The organism is Chitiniphilus eburneus, assembly GCF_005048205.1.
Classification (GTDB): Bacteria; Pseudomonadota; Gammaproteobacteria; order Burkholderiales; family Chitinibacteraceae; genus Chitiniphilus; species Chitiniphilus eburneus.
The window spans coordinates 1-16,101 of sequence record NZ_SUMF01000048.1 but is presented as its reverse complement, the minus strand read 5'-3'; the positions used below and the strand labels follow the sequence as shown (position 1 = coordinate 16,101).

General features: G+C 69.0%; 17 protein-coding genes. All 17 read left to right on the top strand.

Translation table 11 applies throughout. The annotated features are described in order from the left end of the window. Positions 1–755, top strand: a 755-nt coding sequence (locus FAZ21_RS20470; RefSeq protein WP_169307507.1) for a hypothetical protein, incomplete at its 5' end; no start/stop codon positions are given. Then, complete coding sequence (locus tag FAZ21_RS19335; RefSeq protein ID WP_136775071.1) at positions 752–2,065, top strand: hypothetical protein; 1,314 nt, start codon at positions 752–754, stop codon at positions 2,063–2,065. The genes FAZ21_RS20470 and FAZ21_RS19335, both read left to right, overlap by 4 nt. Further along, positions 2,062–3,099 carry a hypothetical protein gene (locus FAZ21_RS19330; RefSeq protein ID WP_136775070.1) on the top strand — a complete coding sequence of 346 codons (1,038 nt, stop codon included), beginning with the start codon at positions 2,062–2,064 and terminating at the stop codon, positions 3,097–3,099. Before FAZ21_RS19335 ends, FAZ21_RS19330 begins: the two co-directional genes overlap by 4 nt. Positions 3,100–3,186: 87 nt before the next feature. Then, entirely contained in the window at positions 3,187–4,071 is an 885-nt protein-coding gene (locus tag FAZ21_RS19325; RefSeq protein ID WP_136775069.1) for a hypothetical protein, read from the top strand. Next, the gene (locus FAZ21_RS19320; RefSeq protein WP_136775068.1) at positions 4,068–4,619 is read left to right on the top strand and encodes a hypothetical protein; all 552 of its coding nucleotides are present in this window, start codon (positions 4,068–4,070) and stop codon (positions 4,617–4,619) included. Before FAZ21_RS19325 ends, FAZ21_RS19320 begins: the two co-directional genes overlap by 4 nt. Positions 4,620–4,631: 12 nt before the next feature. Next, on the top strand, positions 4,632–5,711 hold the full coding sequence (locus FAZ21_RS19315) for a peptidoglycan-binding domain-containing protein (protein WP_136775067.1): 1,080 nt from the start codon (positions 4,632–4,634) through the stop codon (positions 5,709–5,711). Between the two features lie 61 nt (positions 5,712–5,772). Beyond that, a complete protein-coding gene (locus FAZ21_RS19310) occupies positions 5,773–6,411 on the top strand; it encodes a phage baseplate assembly protein V (protein WP_136775066.1) in 639 nt (212 codons plus the stop codon). Between the two features lie 208 nt (positions 6,412–6,619). Beyond that, positions 6,620–7,267 (top strand): hypothetical protein, encoded by a 648-nt coding sequence (locus FAZ21_RS19305; protein WP_246038789.1) that lies wholly within the window; start codon positions 6,620–6,622, stop codon positions 7,265–7,267. 161 nt (positions 7,268–7,428) lie between these two features. Next, positions 7,429–7,626 (top strand): hypothetical protein, encoded by a 198-nt coding sequence (locus FAZ21_RS19300; RefSeq protein ID WP_136775065.1) that lies wholly within the window; start codon positions 7,429–7,431, stop codon positions 7,624–7,626. Continuing rightward, positions 7,620–8,036, top strand: coding sequence for a contractile injection system sheath initiator (locus FAZ21_RS19295; RefSeq protein ID WP_136775064.1), 417 nt, complete (start codon positions 7,620–7,622; stop codon positions 8,034–8,036). Before FAZ21_RS19300 ends, FAZ21_RS19295 begins: the two co-directional genes overlap by 7 nt. Next, on the top strand, positions 8,026–9,573 hold the full coding sequence (locus FAZ21_RS19290; protein WP_136775063.1) for a baseplate J/gp47 family protein: 1,548 nt from the start codon (positions 8,026–8,028) through the stop codon (positions 9,571–9,573). The genes FAZ21_RS19295 and FAZ21_RS19290 overlap by 11 nt, the downstream gene beginning before the upstream one ends. 104 nt (positions 9,574–9,677) lie before the next feature. Further along, positions 9,678–11,594 (top strand): hypothetical protein, encoded by a 1,917-nt coding sequence (locus FAZ21_RS19285; protein WP_136775062.1) that lies wholly within the window; start codon positions 9,678–9,680, stop codon positions 11,592–11,594. Beyond that, positions 11,591–12,079, top strand: a complete 489-nt coding sequence (locus FAZ21_RS19280) for a hypothetical protein (protein ID WP_136775061.1) — start codon at positions 11,591–11,593, stop codon at positions 12,077–12,079. Before FAZ21_RS19285 ends, FAZ21_RS19280 begins: the two co-directional genes overlap by 4 nt. Next, positions 12,079–13,626, top strand: coding sequence for a tail fiber domain-containing protein (locus FAZ21_RS19275; RefSeq protein ID WP_136775060.1), 1,548 nt, complete (start codon positions 12,079–12,081; stop codon positions 13,624–13,626). The genes FAZ21_RS19280 and FAZ21_RS19275 overlap by 1 nt, the downstream gene beginning before the upstream one ends. 3 nt (positions 13,627–13,629) lie before the next feature. Beyond that, positions 13,630–14,643, top strand: a complete 1,014-nt coding sequence (locus tag FAZ21_RS19270) for an H-type lectin domain-containing protein (RefSeq protein ID WP_136775059.1) — start codon at positions 13,630–13,632, stop codon at positions 14,641–14,643. A 40-nt stretch (positions 14,644–14,683) separates the two neighbouring features. Next, positions 14,684–14,872 (top strand): hypothetical protein, encoded by a 189-nt coding sequence (locus tag FAZ21_RS19265; RefSeq protein WP_136775058.1) that lies wholly within the window; start codon positions 14,684–14,686, stop codon positions 14,870–14,872. 12 nt (positions 14,873–14,884) lie between these two features. After that, a partial coding sequence (locus tag FAZ21_RS19260; RefSeq protein WP_136775057.1) for a hypothetical protein occupies positions 14,885–16,101 on the top strand: 1,217 nt, incomplete at its 3' end.

Genomic DNA, 16,101 nt, shown 5'->3' with positions numbered 1-16,101 from the left:
ATTTCCACCAGGGTCGGGTCCGCCGTTGGCGCTGGACGCTGCCGCCGTGGACCTACCGCCAGCATCTCGCCGCGCTGCGCGAGTGCGTGACGGTGGATGGCGACGGCGCGGCGCTGGACAACCGTCGGCTGGCCGCAGCGGTGCTGGCCACCGGCAACCTGCCCGATGCGGCGCGCGATGCCTGTCTCGCCCTGGCGCTGTGGTGGGCCAGCGGCGCCGATACCGCGTCCGAAACCGAACTGCGCGATGGCCGCATCGACCTGGACGGCATACCGGCGCAACTCGCGCCTTGGACCGAAGGCCAGCGTGCCCAGGCGCTGGGCGAATGCCTAGTCGGCGAAGATGCCGAAGGCGTCTGGTTCGATGCCGTGGGCTACCTGGACCGCATGGCACGCGCCACGCTGCGCGAACCTGTCCCGGATACGCTGCACGCCGCCGCGACGCAACGGCTGCTCAATGCCGCGGTCGCGCTCAACGTGGTCGACCCCGAGGACCGCACCCTGCTGGGCGCCGGCCCCGCCGCCCGCGAAACGGCGCAACGCACGCTGCGCGCCTGTCGCGCACTGGGCTGGACGCCAAGCCAGGTCTGGGCCGCCCCCGCCGCCGAGATCGAGCGCGTACTGCAATTGCTGGCGCTGAGCGAAACACCGCCCACGACCGCCGCCCGCCCCGCCCCGGCCGCCGCGCTGCGCCGCCCGCGTCTGGCCGACCACCCCGACGCCTTCGTCATCCAGTTCGAGGACGATGCGCCGTGACCCTGGAAGTCGAACAACTCGGCGCCCGCCTGCTGCGCCCGCTACTGCGTTCGCTGCACGAAGCCAGCCAACAACTCGGCCTGGCGTTCGAGCCGAACGTCCACGCCGAAGCCGCCGCTGAAATCACCCGCGACGACGAAGCCGCCGTACCCACCGCCACCGCACCCGCACGCCAGTCCGGCGTGCGCTCGGCAGCAAGCCAGCATGCAGCCGCTGAACCGATGGTCGCGCCGTCGAACTCGACCGGAATGCATGTCACCGCACCCATACTGGCGACCGCACCAGCCAGCACAGTCGATCCGCTGCCACGCGCCGGATCGAGCGCCCAACGCATCGCAGCACCGTCGCAACCCGCCACTGTCAGCCTGCGCGCCGACATCCATACAGCCGCAGCCGGGATCGCCACCGCAGCCACCGGCGCAGCAGCCATCAACAGCGCCCAAGCCGGCCACGCCGCGCCGCCCGCCGCCGAGGCAACCGCCGCCGCAGGCCAGGCCGCCGTGCCAGTGCGGCTGAACTACCGCTCGCTGTCGTTCGCCGCCATCGAAACCGACTGGCCGCAGGTGCTGTCGCCCACCGTGCTATTGCCCGGCCCGCTGGTGCCGGCACTGCCGCCAACCGGCCCGGCCAGGCTGCGCCGTCTTGCCGCGCCAGCCAGCGTGCCCGAACGCCTCAATGTTGCGCAGCAGCCACCTGCATTGGTCACGCCGGCATGGCGCGGCAAGCCAATGCAGCAACAGCCGGCGATGCCGACGATGGCCGCCACCCAACCCATCGTCATCGCCGCGCCTTATGCTGGCGCGGATGCTCCGGCACAACCGGCTCAGCGTCCGGCTTCGCAACAAGGCGTGGCTCGGCTGCGCCGCCTCAACGCGCCCGCCAGCGCCCCGACCGCAGCCGAAGTGGCGCAATTCGATACCCAGCCCGCGCCGACGCAACTCAGCCGTGCCGCCCACCACGCCTTGCGCCAGGTCGGGCAGGCGGTGGAGCCGGTGCTCGACCGCGCCTACGCCGCCACCGTCGGCGCATTGGCGGAACCGTCGGCATTCGCCGGCGCCCGGGCCGCCAACGACTACCCTGCGCCGCAACGGGTGAATGTCCCGGTGGCCAACGAAGCAGGCTGGCAGGGCGACGACGCGGCAACGCCGGCCAGCGACGGCGGCGAGGCGCCGCGCGTGGCCAACCATTTCAACGTCAACGTGGCGATGAGCAGCGGCGGCGGCGCGCTGGTCGACGATCCGCAAGCGCTGCGCGACGCGTTGACCGAACTGCTGCGCGACGCCGCGCGGCGTCAGGGGCTGGACGTATGAGCCCGCGCCCCGGCACCGGCTACACGGTGAAGGCTGGCGACTACCGCGCCAGCAGCGGCCGCGATGCCGGCGACCGCCAGTTGCTGAACCTGATGGTAGAGATCGACCTGGATAGCGCCGGTGGGCTGTGCACGGTGGAGTTCGCCGCCGCCGAAGGCGCCCCGGTCGAAGCCGGCGCACCGGTCAGCATCAGCCTGGATGTCGGTGCGGGCGCGGTCGAAGTGTTCACGGGCGAGGCCGGCCAGGTGCGCATCGGCGCCGCCAGCGAGCGCATCGACGCCTGGGACGCGCTGGCCACGCTGGCGCGCACCCGCGTGGCGTCGTTCTACGACAGCGTCAGCGCCGATTTCGTGATCAAGGATCTGCTCCAGAAGGCCGGCGCCAAGGCGGGCGATGTCGCCCCTGGCCCCGATTTGGCGCAGTACGCGGTGCATGCCGGCCCGTCGGTACTGGCGCACCTGCAAAAACTCGCCGGCCTGTGCGGTGCGGCGCTGTACTGCGATGGCGGCGGCAAGGTACAGGTGCCCGGCCCGGACACCAGCGGTGCCAGCCATCGCTTCCAGTACGGCGAAACCGTGATCGCGCTGGCCTTGCAACCGGCCACGCCGGCCTACGACAGCGTCGAGGTCTGGGGCGAGGGCGCGGCCAGCGCCAAGGGTGCCGACAAGGCGCACTGGCTGAGCACGGACCTGGCCGGCGTACAGGGCAAGGCTGCGCTGGGCGCCAGCGGCGCCACCAGCGGCAAGCTGGGTCAGACCCCATTGCAACTGATCGACGGCGCGTTGCGCAGCGGCGACGCGGCGCAAGCCGCCGCCGACTATTGCACCCGCGCTCTGGCGGAACGCACGGTACGCGGCCACCTGGATGTGTTCGCCACCCCGGCGGTGCGCCCTGGCGACACCGTGACGCTGGACAAGCTGCCCAGCAATCATCCAGCGGCTCGGCTGCTGGCCGGTGGCGCCACGCTGCGGGTACGCCGGGTACGCCACACGCTGGACCGTGCGCGCGGCCTGGTCACCAGGATCGGCTTCTGATGCGCGCCCTCCTTCGCCCTCGCCCCCTGACACCGCACGGCGCGCGCGCGTTCGGTCGATACGCCCTAGCCCGGCACGGAGGCTGACATGGTGCGCATCGGCAAGATCGAATTGAAGGGTGTGCAGAACCTGCACACCGAGGAAGCCCGCACGCTGGTGGAGCAGCGCGTTCCCGAACAACAGGGCAGCGTGTTCCAGGACCTGGGGCGCGAGCCCGTCACCGTGGTGGTGGACGGGCTGCTGTTCGGCGAGGAAGTGCTCAGCACACTGGAAACGCTGCGGGTAGCGCACGCCAAGGCGCAGCCGCAATCGTTTGCCGCCGACATTGCCGTGGGCAGCGACCTCACCGACGTGGTGATCGAGGATTTCCGTGTGCGCCAGGTGGCCGGTTATCCCGACCGCTACCGCTTCAGCATGCGCCTGCGCGAGCACGTCGAGCCGCCGCAGTCGATGGATGCCGCGCTGGCCCCGGTGAACCAGGACATCGCCGGCGACGCCGCGTCGTGGAGCGACGGCGCACTGGGCGCGGCTGGTGTATTGCAGGACCCGGGCTCGCTGACCCAGGCGCTGCTGGACAACCCCGACCTGATCCACAACCTGGATCCGGAAGCCCTGGGCGCGGCCATCGGCGACAACCTCGACACCCTGGCTGGTGGCCAGTTGGGCGAGATGATCGATGCCGTCAGCACGCTCGACCCCGAGAAGGCATCCGGCCTGTTCGACGCGCTGGGCAAGGCCGGCAAGCTGGGTCAGATGCTGACCAAATTCATCGACGAAGGCGCTACGCTGCTGGAGAAATTCAAGCCGCTCGACCAGAAGTTCGGTTCCCTGATCAAAGCCTTCAGCGGTGGCCTGGAGTTCCTCTCCGCGCTGAAGAAGGTGGCCGATAAAGCCGGCAAGCTGGTCGGTGACCTGAAGGACCTGAAGCTGCCCGAAGGGCTGGATCGCATCGTGCGCGGAGAACGCAAATGAGCACGCCGGCCGACATCGTGCGCGATCTGCGGGAACTGGTCGATGCGCTGACCGCGCTGCTGCGCACCAGCACCATGCGCGAGATTCCCAACATCGCACGCGACCTGGGCGTTACCGACCAACTGGTGCAACTGGTCGACCGCGCCAAGAGCCTGTTCGACCAGGTGTGTGCCGGCGCAGAGCCGCTCCAGCGCATGGCCATCGGCGCCGACGCGCTGGTGGCGATGGCCGGCCCGGTGCCGCCGCTGGTGAACGGCCTGGCCGACGTCACCGAGGGCATCGCCAACTGGGTACAGACCCTGCCGCCGGATCGCGCCGCCGAGCTGCAACCCGCCGAGGCCAACCAGGCGGTGCGCACCATCACCCAGAGCTTTCGCAGCGTGTCCGACGCGCTGGATCAAGGATTGGAATTTGCCGAGGGCGTCGTCGAACTGATGGCGCCCGAGCAATGGACGGGACTGGTGACGTCGCTCAAGGCGTTCACCCAGGCCATCGTCGACCTGAAAGCCCCCCCACCCGCCGCCGATGCGGCAGCCCCTACTTCCTGAGGAGTTCCGACCATGCCCGAAAACTCTCCCGCCGTTCCCGCGCCCACCGTCCCGACTCCCGCTCCGGGCGACCGCCCCGACAACCCGTTCCGCGCGCTGGCACTGCTGCTGGAAGCGGTGCGTGTCTCGCTCGAGGCGAGCAAGGCGCCGAACAAGGCGCCGCGCTGGGTGCGCATCGTGCGCGTGCGCGACTTCAAGGAAGACACCATCGCCAGTGTGGTCACCACGATGGCCGGCGGCCTGGTCACCGCGCTGGGCTACATGCAGCGCTTCGCGCTGGACGCCACCGACCTGCTGATCCAGGGCGATGCCGCCAAGGCACTGGTCGAGGTATCGGCCGAATTCGTCAAGAAGGCCACCAGCAAGGAGTTCATCAACGCACTGGAACTGGCCATCGGCCAGGAACCGAGCGCCGATTCGCCCATCGGCTCGGTGGCCGGGGTGGTGGACCAGATCGTCAAGATCGCCGACAAGGTGCCGGAGCCGGAAGACCTGGAAGTGATCGGCCGCGAGTTGTACAAGCTGCTGGCCATCGACCTCAAGCCCGCCGATGACGCCGTCGATGCCACCACCACCGACCATATCGAGATCGACACCACTGGCAAGCTGCGCCTGCTGCAATGGGGTCTGGGCACCACCTTCAAGGTGCAGAACTTCGGCAAGGGCGCCACGCCATCCGAAGCCGTGCTCACCGCGCTGGGCTCGCGCCGCGTGTGGCAGGCCGACAACGCCAGCCTGCCGCAGCGCAGCCTGGGCAAGTGGGGCGACGAAGCCAACCAGGAAACCGTATTCGAGCTGCTGTTCAACGGCGACAAGGCCGGCGTGGACATCGCCGAGGCCAACACCATCCTCGACGGCCTGGGCTACCCCGTGCCCACCGGGCTGGACCGCAAGGTGTTCTCCGACAAGTTCACCGAGCGCCTGAAGTCGTTCCAGACCATCAACGGCCTGGAAGCGAACGGCAAGCTGGACAAGGCCACGCTGAACCGCCTGCTGCACCTGGATACCGAAACCCAGAGCCTGAAACGCGCCAAGCGCTACAAGGCCGACCCGGAAGCCGCGCCGTCGCCGGCCGCCGGCAAGAAGAAGTAATCGACGTACCGCCCCGGCGCCGCGACGCGGTGCCGGGGCACCGATCCGACAAGGTTTGAACGTGAGCGATCCGATAGCCGTCATCCGCGCCGTGGTGCGCGACGAATTGCGCAACCTGCGCCTGGGCGACCTGGGCGTAGTGACCAGCGTGTTCCCGCATACCGACGCCGGCGATGTCCACCACTACGAGTGCAACGTCAAGCTGCGCGAATCCGACCTGGAATTGCGCAAGGTGCCCATCGCCACGCCGCACATCGGCATGGCGAGCTGTCCCGCGGTGGGCGACCTGGTGCTGCTGACCTACGTCGGCGGCGACCCCAACCGTGCCGTGGTGATCGGCCGGCTGTATTCGGAAAATGCCACACCTCCGCTGTTCGACGAGAACGAATGGCGGGTGCATTCGCCGCTGGAAGGCGCGACGCACATCGCGATCGACAAGGAAGAATCGTTCGTCGTAACCGCCGGCAAGACCGTGGTCACGGTGAAGAAGGACGGCAATGTGGAAGTGGCCGGCGAGGCCGACATCCAGATCGAGGTAAAGGGCAACGCCACCATCAAGTGCGGCGACTGCACCATCGACGCCTCCGGCAACATCGACCTGGGTACCGGCGGCGCCGGCGTGATCACCGAGGCCAGCCACAAGTGCTATTTCACCGGCAAACCGCTGGTGCCGTCGCAAACGGTCAAGGCGAAGGGGTGAGGTGTGAGGTGTGAGGTGTGAGGTGTGAGGTGCAACAGCGTGGAGTCTGGGAGATGAAGGTGGAAGCAGTTTTTTCGATGGTGGGATACGAATGGCGGGATGCCGATGGGCATGGGCGTGGGGTTGCCTTTACCCCTCACCCCTCACCCCTCACGCCTCACATCCGTACCCTCACGCCTCACTCCTCACACCTCACGGTCTAGTCCCCATGCCCGCGCCGCAAGCCTCTCAGCTCGAATCCGTCGCCGACGGCATGGTGCGCGCCGCCGCGCTCCAGGGCGAGGATGCGCCCGGGCTGGCGAAAGCCCTGGCCAACGCCACCGCGCAGGCGCTGACGATGTTTTTGTCGCAGGCGATGGTAATGCCCGGCATTCCGGCAGCCGTGGTACCGCCGGCCGGTGCTGGCGCCACATCGGGGCCGGGCCGGCTGATGCCGCCGCCCGCCGGTGGGCCGATGGCGGCGCAACTGGAAGGGCTGTGCAACGCGCAACTGACAGCGCAGGGCATCAAGGGCGAGGACGCCCCCGGGCTGGCGCGCAGCATGGCCGCCACCATTGCCCAGGGCATCCAGCTCTTTACCGCGCAGAGCATGGTGATGCCCGGCATCGCGGTAGCTGGTTTCGCCACCAGCGCGCCGGGCCTGTTGCAACCGGTGCCGCTGGCATCGTCGGTGGAAGGTGCCGCCAAGGGCTTTCTACAGCGCGATGGCCTGCGCGGCGAAAACGCACCCGATCTGGCGCAGGCGATGGCCAATACGGTCGATCTGGCGCTGACGCAGTTCGCCACGATGGCGATGGTCTCGCCCGGCATCCCCTGCCCGCCTGGAGCGAGTGCCGGGCCTGGGAGGCTGATGTGACGAGCCGGCCTATGAATTTGCCAACGCCAGTTGCAGACGATTCGGCATCGAGCCCCCGGCAAAGCCGGGCGCTAACCAGCAGGGGGATGCCAGCCACGGCTCTCCTTACTCGATTCCACTCCCCCCGCCCTCGCCGCCGCGAGGGAGCCTCGCGTTGCTCGATGGCTGCTTTCGCAAGCCCGGTTGGGGCGGCTGGGGTGGATGCGTGGCTGGAAAAGAACAACTTGGTTGCAGGCCATGCGGGCCCGGTCTTTGATCAGGCCGAACGTACTGAGGCAGCGGTATGGCTTCGGCAAGTGAATGCCGAACACCGGCTGATGTTCACAATCGGTTCAAACGAGGAAACAGCATCGTGGTGACACACGACCCCTACGGCACCGATCTGCGACTGACCTTCGGGCGGCGCGGCGAGGATGCCGACCTGGCGGTGGGCATGCAGGATCTGGAAACCGTCAGCGGCATCGACAACCTGGTGCAAGCGCTGGCGCTGCGGCTGCTGGTCGATCGCGGCGAGCTGGGCGGGCTGGGGCATCCGCGCTACGGCAGCCGTATCCGCGATCTGCTGGGCGAGCCGCTGGATCGGCCCAATCTGGAACTGATGCGCCGCTACGTGCGGCAGACGCTGATGCAGGACCCGCGCGTGGCCGAGGTGGTATCGGTATCCGTGCACGCCGCGGGCACACGCCGCGACAGCGTCGAGGTGGTGGCGCAGGTACTGGCCGGCGACGGCGAGATGGCACAACTGGAGGTGACCTTCGATGCCGCTTGACGAGCCGTTCCTGAAAAAGAACTTCGCCAGGGTCGCCACCGACCTGCTGACCGACATCGCCTCGGGCGGCGGCGGGCGGCAACCGCTGACCGATGCCACCGAAGGCAGCGTGGTACGCACGCTGGCCGAGGCATTCGCCCGCGAGCTGGCGGTGTGCTACGAGCAACTGGACCACGTCTACCGCAACGCCTACCTGGAAACCGCCGAGGGCGGCTCACTGGACAACGTGGTGGCACTGCTGGGCCTGAAGCGCCGCCGCGGCGGCTACCTGGAAGGCGTGGCACTGTTCAGCCGGCTGACCCCGGCACCAGAGGACATCCATATCCCGGCCGGCACGCTGGTGGCCGGCCGCGATGCGCCGCCATGCGCCACCATCGAACCCGCCGTGCTGGCGCGTGGCGAACGCGCCGTCAGCGTGGGCATCCGTGCGCAGGAGACCTTCGACAAGCCGGTGGTCGCCGACCAGCTCAACGTGATGCCGCGGCCCATCGCCGGCATCGAAAGCGTGCGCAACCCAGGCGATCTGTTGCGACGCCAGCGCGAGGAAACCGACGCCGAGCTGCGGCTGCGCGCACAGGGCCTGGTGCGCGCAGCCAACACTGGCACCGTGTCGGCCATCGAGGAAGCCGCGCGCTCGGCCGGCATCGCCGAAGTGCACATCATCGAACAACCGGGCGGGCAGCCCGGCATGATGACCGTGGTGCTGGGCGATGCCGAAATCCCCGACCCGGTGTTCGAAGAGGCGCGCAACCGCATCGAAGCGGTCCGGCCAGCCGGTATCTTCGCGCGGTGCGAGCGCGCGATCACCGTTTATGCCCAGATCACTGCCACACTGGAAGTGGACAGCCAGCGCGACGAGCGCGAGCGCAAGGCCATTGAGGCCACGCTGACCCAGCAACTGGCGGATTACGTCGGCCAGTTGCCGATCGGCGCCACCCTGCGCGAAGCGAAGATTCGCGCCATCCTCACCGGCCATGAGGCGGTGATCGGCGTCGAGCCCACCGGCACGCTGCCGCTGCTGACGCCCTATGCCTACGGCGAGGACGGCAAGCTGGTCGCCAACACCGAGCGCTACCTGGTCGACAAGGGCGACATCTCGCCCGGGCTGCTGGGGCGGGTGCTGCTCGACCTGTCGACACTGCCGCCGCGCCTCAGCCTGGAACCGTCCGCGGTCCGGGCGCGCCTGGCGGTACGGCTGACCGCCAAGGGCACCGACAACGAGGTGCCGCCGGCCACCCGCGCCGCGCTGGAAAACGCGCTGCGCCAGTCGGTGGAACAAGTCAACAAGACCATCCAGGAGCAGCAGGCCGGCCAGCTCAGCAGCGCCCGGCTGGCAACCGACCTGCTCAAGGCCGACGTCGCCAACGCCCTGCTGGAAATCCGCATCACCGTGACCCACGACCGCGACGGCCGCGCCATCGAACTGGGCAACGGCAAGCCAGAGGTATTGCAGGCCAACGACCGTAGCGACAGCTTCGGCAACCGCGAGCAACTGCTGCTCGAACCCGTGCAATGGGTGGTGGGCCAGGATGTCTAGGGTACGTCGTCACCTGATCGGGCACCGTCGCCGCCCGGATATTGGTAAGGAGTACAGCGCGGTGGATGGCGTTTTTTCGGCCCAGCACTATCGGGAAGCCATTGATGACACACCCTAGCCTCGCCCTGCGCCGCCAACGCCTGCTCGACCTGCTGCCGCGTATCTTCACCGCGCAGCCGGCCGATAGCGCCGTGGGCGCGGTGATCGCCGGCATGGCGGGTGCGCTGGCCCGGCTGGACAGCGACATGACCCGGGTGCTGTACGACCGCTGGAGCGCCATGGCCACCGGCGAGCGCCTGCCGGACGAAGACAGCGCGCTGGAACGCCTGGGGCATCTGCTCCAGGTGTACCGCCTGCCGGCCCGGCTGGCTCCGCGCAGCGTGGATACCGACGAATACGGCCTGCACCTGCGCTTCGCCACCCCACGCCACCTGGACGACACCCTGCACAGCCTGCTGGGCGCCAGTTGGAACCCGAACGATCCCGAAGCCCACTCGCACGGGCTGTCGCTGCTGACCGACCTGTTCCCCGGGCTGCGCTTCGATCACGCCACGCTCGACGAGACGCTGCACGTCCAACCCACCAGCGACGACCCCGCGCCATTGCAGCGCTTCGCCACGCTGCTGCGCCCGGAAGAAGGCGAAGCCTATCGCCGCCGCCTGCAACTGACCGCACCGCTGCTCACCGGCGGCATCACCACGCCGCGCGCGCTGCTGGCGCTGGCCATCGCCAACCTCGGCGCCGAACCCAGCCTGGACATGTACCGCCGTGGCGACACCCTGGTGGCGCTGGGCATGCCGCCCGGCACCCGCAAGCGCTGCCCGCACTGTGCCGGCACCGCGCCGGGCACGCCCTGCCGCGCCGAGGGCCAGCAGGTGCTGGAAGCGTGGCTCACCGACAACCCGGTGCTCGACCGCGATCACTACGAGCCGGCGCCCCGGCTGCGCCGCGTGTTCAACGTGACCAGCGCCAGCCAGTTGGCCGACCGCCCGGTGCTGCGCCTGACCGCCACCGAGCGCCCCATCGCCTACCCGGCGATCCAGAGCCGCACCACCGGCGAGATCACGCTCTATGCCGGTACGCTCAAGCCCGGCGAAACGCTGCACCTGTACCCGGACCATCTCGGGCTGGACCTCGCCGCCTACGACAGCAACGGCGCCGCCAACCACCACCGCTGGCTCGAGCCGTACCCCGGCGGGCGGGCACTGGTCACCATGGAGAACAAGCCCGAGCGCGACGTCAGCGGCGACATCTTCTACTTGTGGGGCAACCGCTTCGACGCCGACAACTCGCGCTTTGGGGGCGGCCGTGACGAAGCCTTGCGCTGCGGCGTGCTGGACCAGGCGGTGCGCACCCCGCTACTGCTGAACGGCGACAACGCGCTGATGCTGCTCACCTTCGCCAAGCCGGATGCCGAATTCGCCGACGCCACGGAGAGCGCCCACCTGTCGGTGTTCGCAGACAGCAAGGACAAGGATGGCACCCGCTTCGCGCTGATCGACCGCGACCTGGCGCAATCGGACCAGAGCTTCCTGTCATTGCTGCTGCAATCGCTGACGCAGACCGACACCACCGCCGAGGACGGCGGCGATTCCGCCGCCAAGCCCCCGCTCAAGCTGCAACTGGAATGGGTGGTGCGCGCGCCCGCCACCTTCCGCCTGCGCATCCCCAAGAACGGCTGGGTCACCGACGCCGAGTTGCGCGGCGCCGTGACCCTGATGCGCCAGGACATCGAACGCGCCCGTGCCGCCGGGGTGCGCGCGCTGATCGATTTCCCGGTGCTGCCATACCGCGAGGAGCACGACAGCGACGACAGCCAGTTCGCGCTGGCCGCGCGCATGAGCGGGCGCGAAGACCAAGACCCGGGCGAAGGCCGGCTCGCCATCACCGCCAACCAGCCGCTGGCCGACACCCATGTACTGGACGAAGGTCGGCTGGCCTTCGACGCGGTGTGGGACGCCACCTGCTTCGACTGGAGCCGGCTCCCACTGCTGAAACAATCTGGAGAAACCACAAGATGACCGCGTTACGAGAAGTGAATGGCCTGGGCGGCGTCCTGGGCATCGTGGTGCGCGACCTGGACGGGCGCATCGTCGAGGAGCGCCGGGTGAACAACCTGATCACCACCGCCGGCCGGCTGGCACTGGCGCAACTGATGACCGGCGGCGCCTCGCCAGGGCGGTTGCAGATCGCCGTCGGCGGCAGCGGCAAGGAAACCGAGCCCGGGCAGACTGCCCTGCTCGAACAGTTGGACATTGCCGACGCCACCGTTCCGGCGCTGGGCGCCGCTGCTACCGTGGGCGAGGCCCCGCCGCGGGTGCAGGCCACGGTGCAGGCCACCCTGCCTGCGCGCGGCAGCGCCGGCGAAGTCCAGGCGCTACAGGAGGCCGGCATCATCATCACGTTGTCCAACCAGCAGACCGTGCTCTACAACCGCGTCACGTTCCCGCCGATCAACCGCTCCGGCAACCTGGAACTGACCCTCACCTGGGAGGTGATTTTCTGATGGCCGATCGTCCCGCCCCCTACATCAAGAAAGACCCCGGCGACATCATGCTCGCCGCGGACTGGAACGAAATGCAGGTGTTGGCCCGCGCCGACATCGAAGCCGTGCGCACCCAGCGCATCGACGCAGCGCGGCTGGATGCCGGCACCAGCGGCCTGCTGACCAATCTCACTCTCACCGGTGAGTTGAAGGTGCCCGAGCTGAAGATCAACGGCGACTCAGTGGCCCAGCGCTTCTCCACCCTGGAAAGCAGCCTCAAGAGCACCATCGATGCCAAACTCGACCGCGCCGGCGGCACCATCGGCGGCACGCTGACGGTGGGCGGCTCGCTCACCGTCAACGGCGATCTCACCGTCAACGGCACCAGCAAGCTGAAAACCACCCAGGTGGCCGGCCCGATCAAGCTGCGCACGCTGACCACCATCGAGGAAGGCAACGGCGTCTGGGCCAACTTCGGCTCCAACGCCTATTTCGACGGCGGCTGGCGCCAGGTGGATGCCAACCGCCCCGGCGTCAACCTGCACATGAATGCCGAGGACGGCGCCGGGCAGGAGTTCCGTTTCTTCCGCCTGGAGAAGAACGGCGGCCAGCAGCGCAACATCGCGGTGCTCGGCACCACGCTCAGCTACCTGCGTGAAAGCAATTTTGCCATCGGCAGCGACGCGGCCGAGAACAGCGAAGGCTGGGGCCGGGTGCTGGATGTGTATAACGCCGCCACCACCAAGCTGTCGGTGCGCGCCGGCGCGGTGGACAGCCGCGTCACCGCGCACACCAGCGGCTTCTACAACGCGCCGGCCGGCATGATCATCGGCACTCGCAGCGCCCACCCGGTCAGCCTGGTCAACGGCGCCCTGGTCAACATGACCTTGCAGACCAAATACGTCGATCTGCTGTGCAGCAGCGGCACGCCGTTGCGGCTGTCGTCCGGCTGGACCGGCAAGCCGGACGGCGGCGGCGGCTGGGCCGAGATCTCCAACGACATCGGCACCTACAAGACGCTGATGATCATCGGCAACAAGAGCAACGACGGCAGCACGCGGCGCGTCAGCGTGTGGGATCGGCTGGAGGTGAACGGCTCGCTGGAAGTGACCAAGGGCATCGTGTTCGAGAACAACCTGAGCGAACACATCAAGCGCGATGGCGTGCTGTACCGCTACAACGGCCAGGCCTACCTGGGCGTCGATGACCACTTCTATGTCTACGACTGGAGCCGCAGCAAAGCCATCCACCTGGACGTGGCCAACTCCGTCATCAACGGCGCCCGGCTCGGCACCCCATCCGACCTGCGCCTGAAGGAAGACGTGGCGACCCTGGCGAACCCGCTGGACACGGTGCGCAAGCTGCGCGGCGTGAGCTACCTGTGGAAGGATGGCGACGGCAAACGTGACCTGGGCCTGATCGCCCAGGAAGTGGAGCAGGTGCTGCCGGAGTTGGTGAGCGACGGGCCCAATGGCATGAAGCAGATGAGCTACATGAGCCTGATCCCCCTGCTGCTGGAAGCCATCAAGGCGCAGCAGGCGCAGATCGACCAACTGGCGAGCCGCTGAGCCATGGCCGAGACCCGCAAGATCCTCTCGCGCGCCCCCGCCGAAGCGCTGGGCGAGGCCACCGAGCTGAAGGCCGCATCACGCGGCGCCCCCGAGCCCTACGTGCGCAAGTCGGCCGGCGACATCATCCGCGCCGACGACTGGAACACCGCACAGGTACTGGCCCGCGCCGACATCATCGGCCACGATCACACCGCACTGGGCCAGGCCATCCCGCGCGAGGCCATCCGCGCGGGCGCCATCGACGGCAGCCGCATCGACCCCGACGCCGCCATCGCCGCGCGCTCGCTGGCGCTGAAGGACAACCTGAAGATCGGCACGCGCGACGTGGTGGCCGAGCTGGACCGCGCCTTCAGCGCGCTGGAGCAATCCAGGGCGGCGCTGGAAAAAACCAACGGCGACCTGGCGCGTACCAGCACCACCGTGGGCACGCTGAGCAGCCAGGTGGCACAGGTACCGCAGCAGACGCTGACGCAGGCCGGCCTGGTGGTCAGCGGCGATCCCGCCCGCGACACCCGCAACCTGTTGGTGGACGGCGACCTTCAGCTCAAGTCCGGCCACAAGTTCCATTCCACCGGCCGCCTGCACATCTCCGGCGACGAAATCCTCTACCTGCTGAACAAGAGCGGCGTGATCGTCGGCAAGGAATGGGGCGGCAACGGCAAGCTGGACGTCCAGGGCGAGTTGATCGCACAAGGCAACCTGACCGCCCGTAGCGGCCTGACCTTCGGCGACGGCAGCCGGCAGAACAGCGCCATGCTGGTGCAGGGCGGCACCTGGGATTGCGGCGAGATCAAGAACGGCACCGCCACACGCACCATCGGCCTGTCCGGCTTCACCCAGCCGCCGACGGTGCTGGTGTCGATGAGCGTGCTCGATTCCAACAAGGGCGCCAACCTGCGCATCCGCTGCTGGGCCGACACCGTCAGCGCCGGCAGCTTCCGCCTGGTGGCCCAGTCGTGGGGCGACACCTACATCTACGCCATCGGCGGCACCTGGATCGCCTTCGGCCGCTGAGCGCCCGCGCCACGGCCACCATCAACCAAGGAACGCAACAATGAAGTCGCAAATCGAAACCCGCCTCGCCACCCTGCGCAGCGAGCTGGAATCGGGCCAGCAGGTGCTGGCCGAACTGGAACAACGCCACGCCGAGGTCACCCACACCCTGCACCGCATCAGCGGCGCCATCCAGGTGCTGGAGGAACTGCTGGCCGGCGACGGCACCTCCGCCGAAAGCGCAGCGTGACGCGGCACCGGCATGGCTGATCCCGTCGTCCAACTGCAAAGTGACAAGCAGGACGCCGCCGGTCGCACCTTCACCGTCGGCCCCGACGGCCTGGAGCTGCAACTGATCGTGCCGCCGGGGCGCAAGCTGGACCGCGTCCGGCTGACCATCAAGGCCAGCGACTCCACCGGCAAGGCTGCCAGCGGCATCACCCTGAGCTGCGACACCGGCGCCCCCGCCAGCGCCGTGCGCTGGATGCGCGCGGAATGGGGTGAGGAGCGCGCGCTGGTGGGGCTGGCCTTCGCCGCCGATACCACCGCCGCCGCCGGGCGCATCCGCATCCTGAGCGATGGCGTATGGCTGCCGCTGGCGCCGCTGGACACGCTGGTGGTGAGCAAAACGGCGCAGAGCTTCGTGCCGCAGGCCGCCAGTGCGCTGGCGGTGGAAGTACTGGTCCTGCAAAACGAAACGAAAGTACTGGTGCCCAACAGCGCCGTGCTCGGCGGTCTGAGCCTGACCGTCACCGACCAGCCGTGCCACGCGGCGCTGGCCATCGGCGACGACCCGCCGTTCTTCCGCCACGCCGGCGTGCTGCCGGCCACCCCGGTGGAGATCAGCGGCCTGGCGCGCCTGACCAACCGCCATCTGCTCGACCATCCCGGCACCCAGGCAGTGCCGCTGCGCCTGCTGGCCGCCGCGCCACGCAAGATCAGGATCGACAGCTTCAGCGCCACCCTGGTCCCCAACGTCCCTGCGCCAACGCCGGGTGGCGGCTCTGGATCGGGCGGCGGATCGGGGCAGCAACCCGAAAACCCGAACGCCCCACGCCCGGGCGAGATCACTGTGTTGCAACCGGCTGAGGCGCAGGCGCTGGAAGCGCGCTGCCTGGGTGGCGAGTTCCGGGTGGCGCAGCGTTTTCGCTGGGACGACGCGCAGCGCGCGCTGTCGGCCGTCGGCCTGTACGCGCGGCGGCTGGACAACGCCCCGCAGGCGCAACTGACCCTGCACGCCGACCGTGCCGGCGTACCCGCCGATTCACCGCTGGCCCCGGCGCTCGCCGTGCCGGTGAGCAATGGAGACCAGGCCGGCTGGTTGCGCGCGCGCTGGCCGGAACCACTGGATCTGCCGGCCGGCGACTACTGGCTCAGCGTCACCGCCCAGGGCGGCGAAGCGCTGTGGTACACCGCCGCGCAACGCCCCGCCAACGCGGGCGCCGCGCTGATCCGCATCGCCGGCGGCCCGTGGCTGCC

What these genes read in the sequence shown, in the direction of transcription:
- FAZ21_RS19265 (WP_136775058.1), top strand. Translation starts at nt 14,684, where the DNA reads ATGAAGTCGCAAATCGAAACCCGCCTCGCCACCCTGCGCAGCGAGCTG.
- FAZ21_RS19305 (WP_246038789.1), top strand. Translation starts at nt 6,620, where the DNA reads ATGCCCGCGCCGCAAGCCTCTCAGCTCGAATCCGTCGCCGACGGCATG.
- FAZ21_RS19285 (WP_136775062.1), top strand. Translation starts at nt 9,678, where the DNA reads ATGACACACCCTAGCCTCGCCCTGCGCCGCCAACGCCTGCTCGACCTG.
- FAZ21_RS19325 (WP_136775069.1), top strand. Translation starts at nt 3,187, where the DNA reads ATGGTGCGCATCGGCAAGATCGAATTGAAGGGTGTGCAGAACCTGCAC.
- FAZ21_RS19290 (WP_136775063.1), top strand. Translation starts at nt 8,026, where the DNA reads ATGCCGCTTGACGAGCCGTTCCTGAAAAAGAACTTCGCCAGGGTCGCC.
- FAZ21_RS19320 (WP_136775068.1), top strand. Translation starts at nt 4,068, where the DNA reads ATGAGCACGCCGGCCGACATCGTGCGCGATCTGCGGGAACTGGTCGAT.
- FAZ21_RS19280 (WP_136775061.1), top strand. Translation starts at nt 11,591, where the DNA reads ATGACCGCGTTACGAGAAGTGAATGGCCTGGGCGGCGTCCTGGGCATC.
- FAZ21_RS19275 (WP_136775060.1), top strand. Translation starts at nt 12,079, where the DNA reads ATGGCCGATCGTCCCGCCCCCTACATCAAGAAAGACCCCGGCGACATC.
- FAZ21_RS19300 (WP_136775065.1), top strand. Translation starts at nt 7,429, where the DNA reads ATGGCTGCTTTCGCAAGCCCGGTTGGGGCGGCTGGGGTGGATGCGTGG.
- FAZ21_RS19315 (WP_136775067.1), top strand. Translation starts at nt 4,632, where the DNA reads ATGCCCGAAAACTCTCCCGCCGTTCCCGCGCCCACCGTCCCGACTCCC.
- FAZ21_RS19270 (WP_136775059.1), top strand. Translation starts at nt 13,630, where the DNA reads ATGGCCGAGACCCGCAAGATCCTCTCGCGCGCCCCCGCCGAAGCGCTG.
- FAZ21_RS19330 (WP_136775070.1), top strand. Translation starts at nt 2,062, where the DNA reads ATGAGCCCGCGCCCCGGCACCGGCTACACGGTGAAGGCTGGCGACTAC.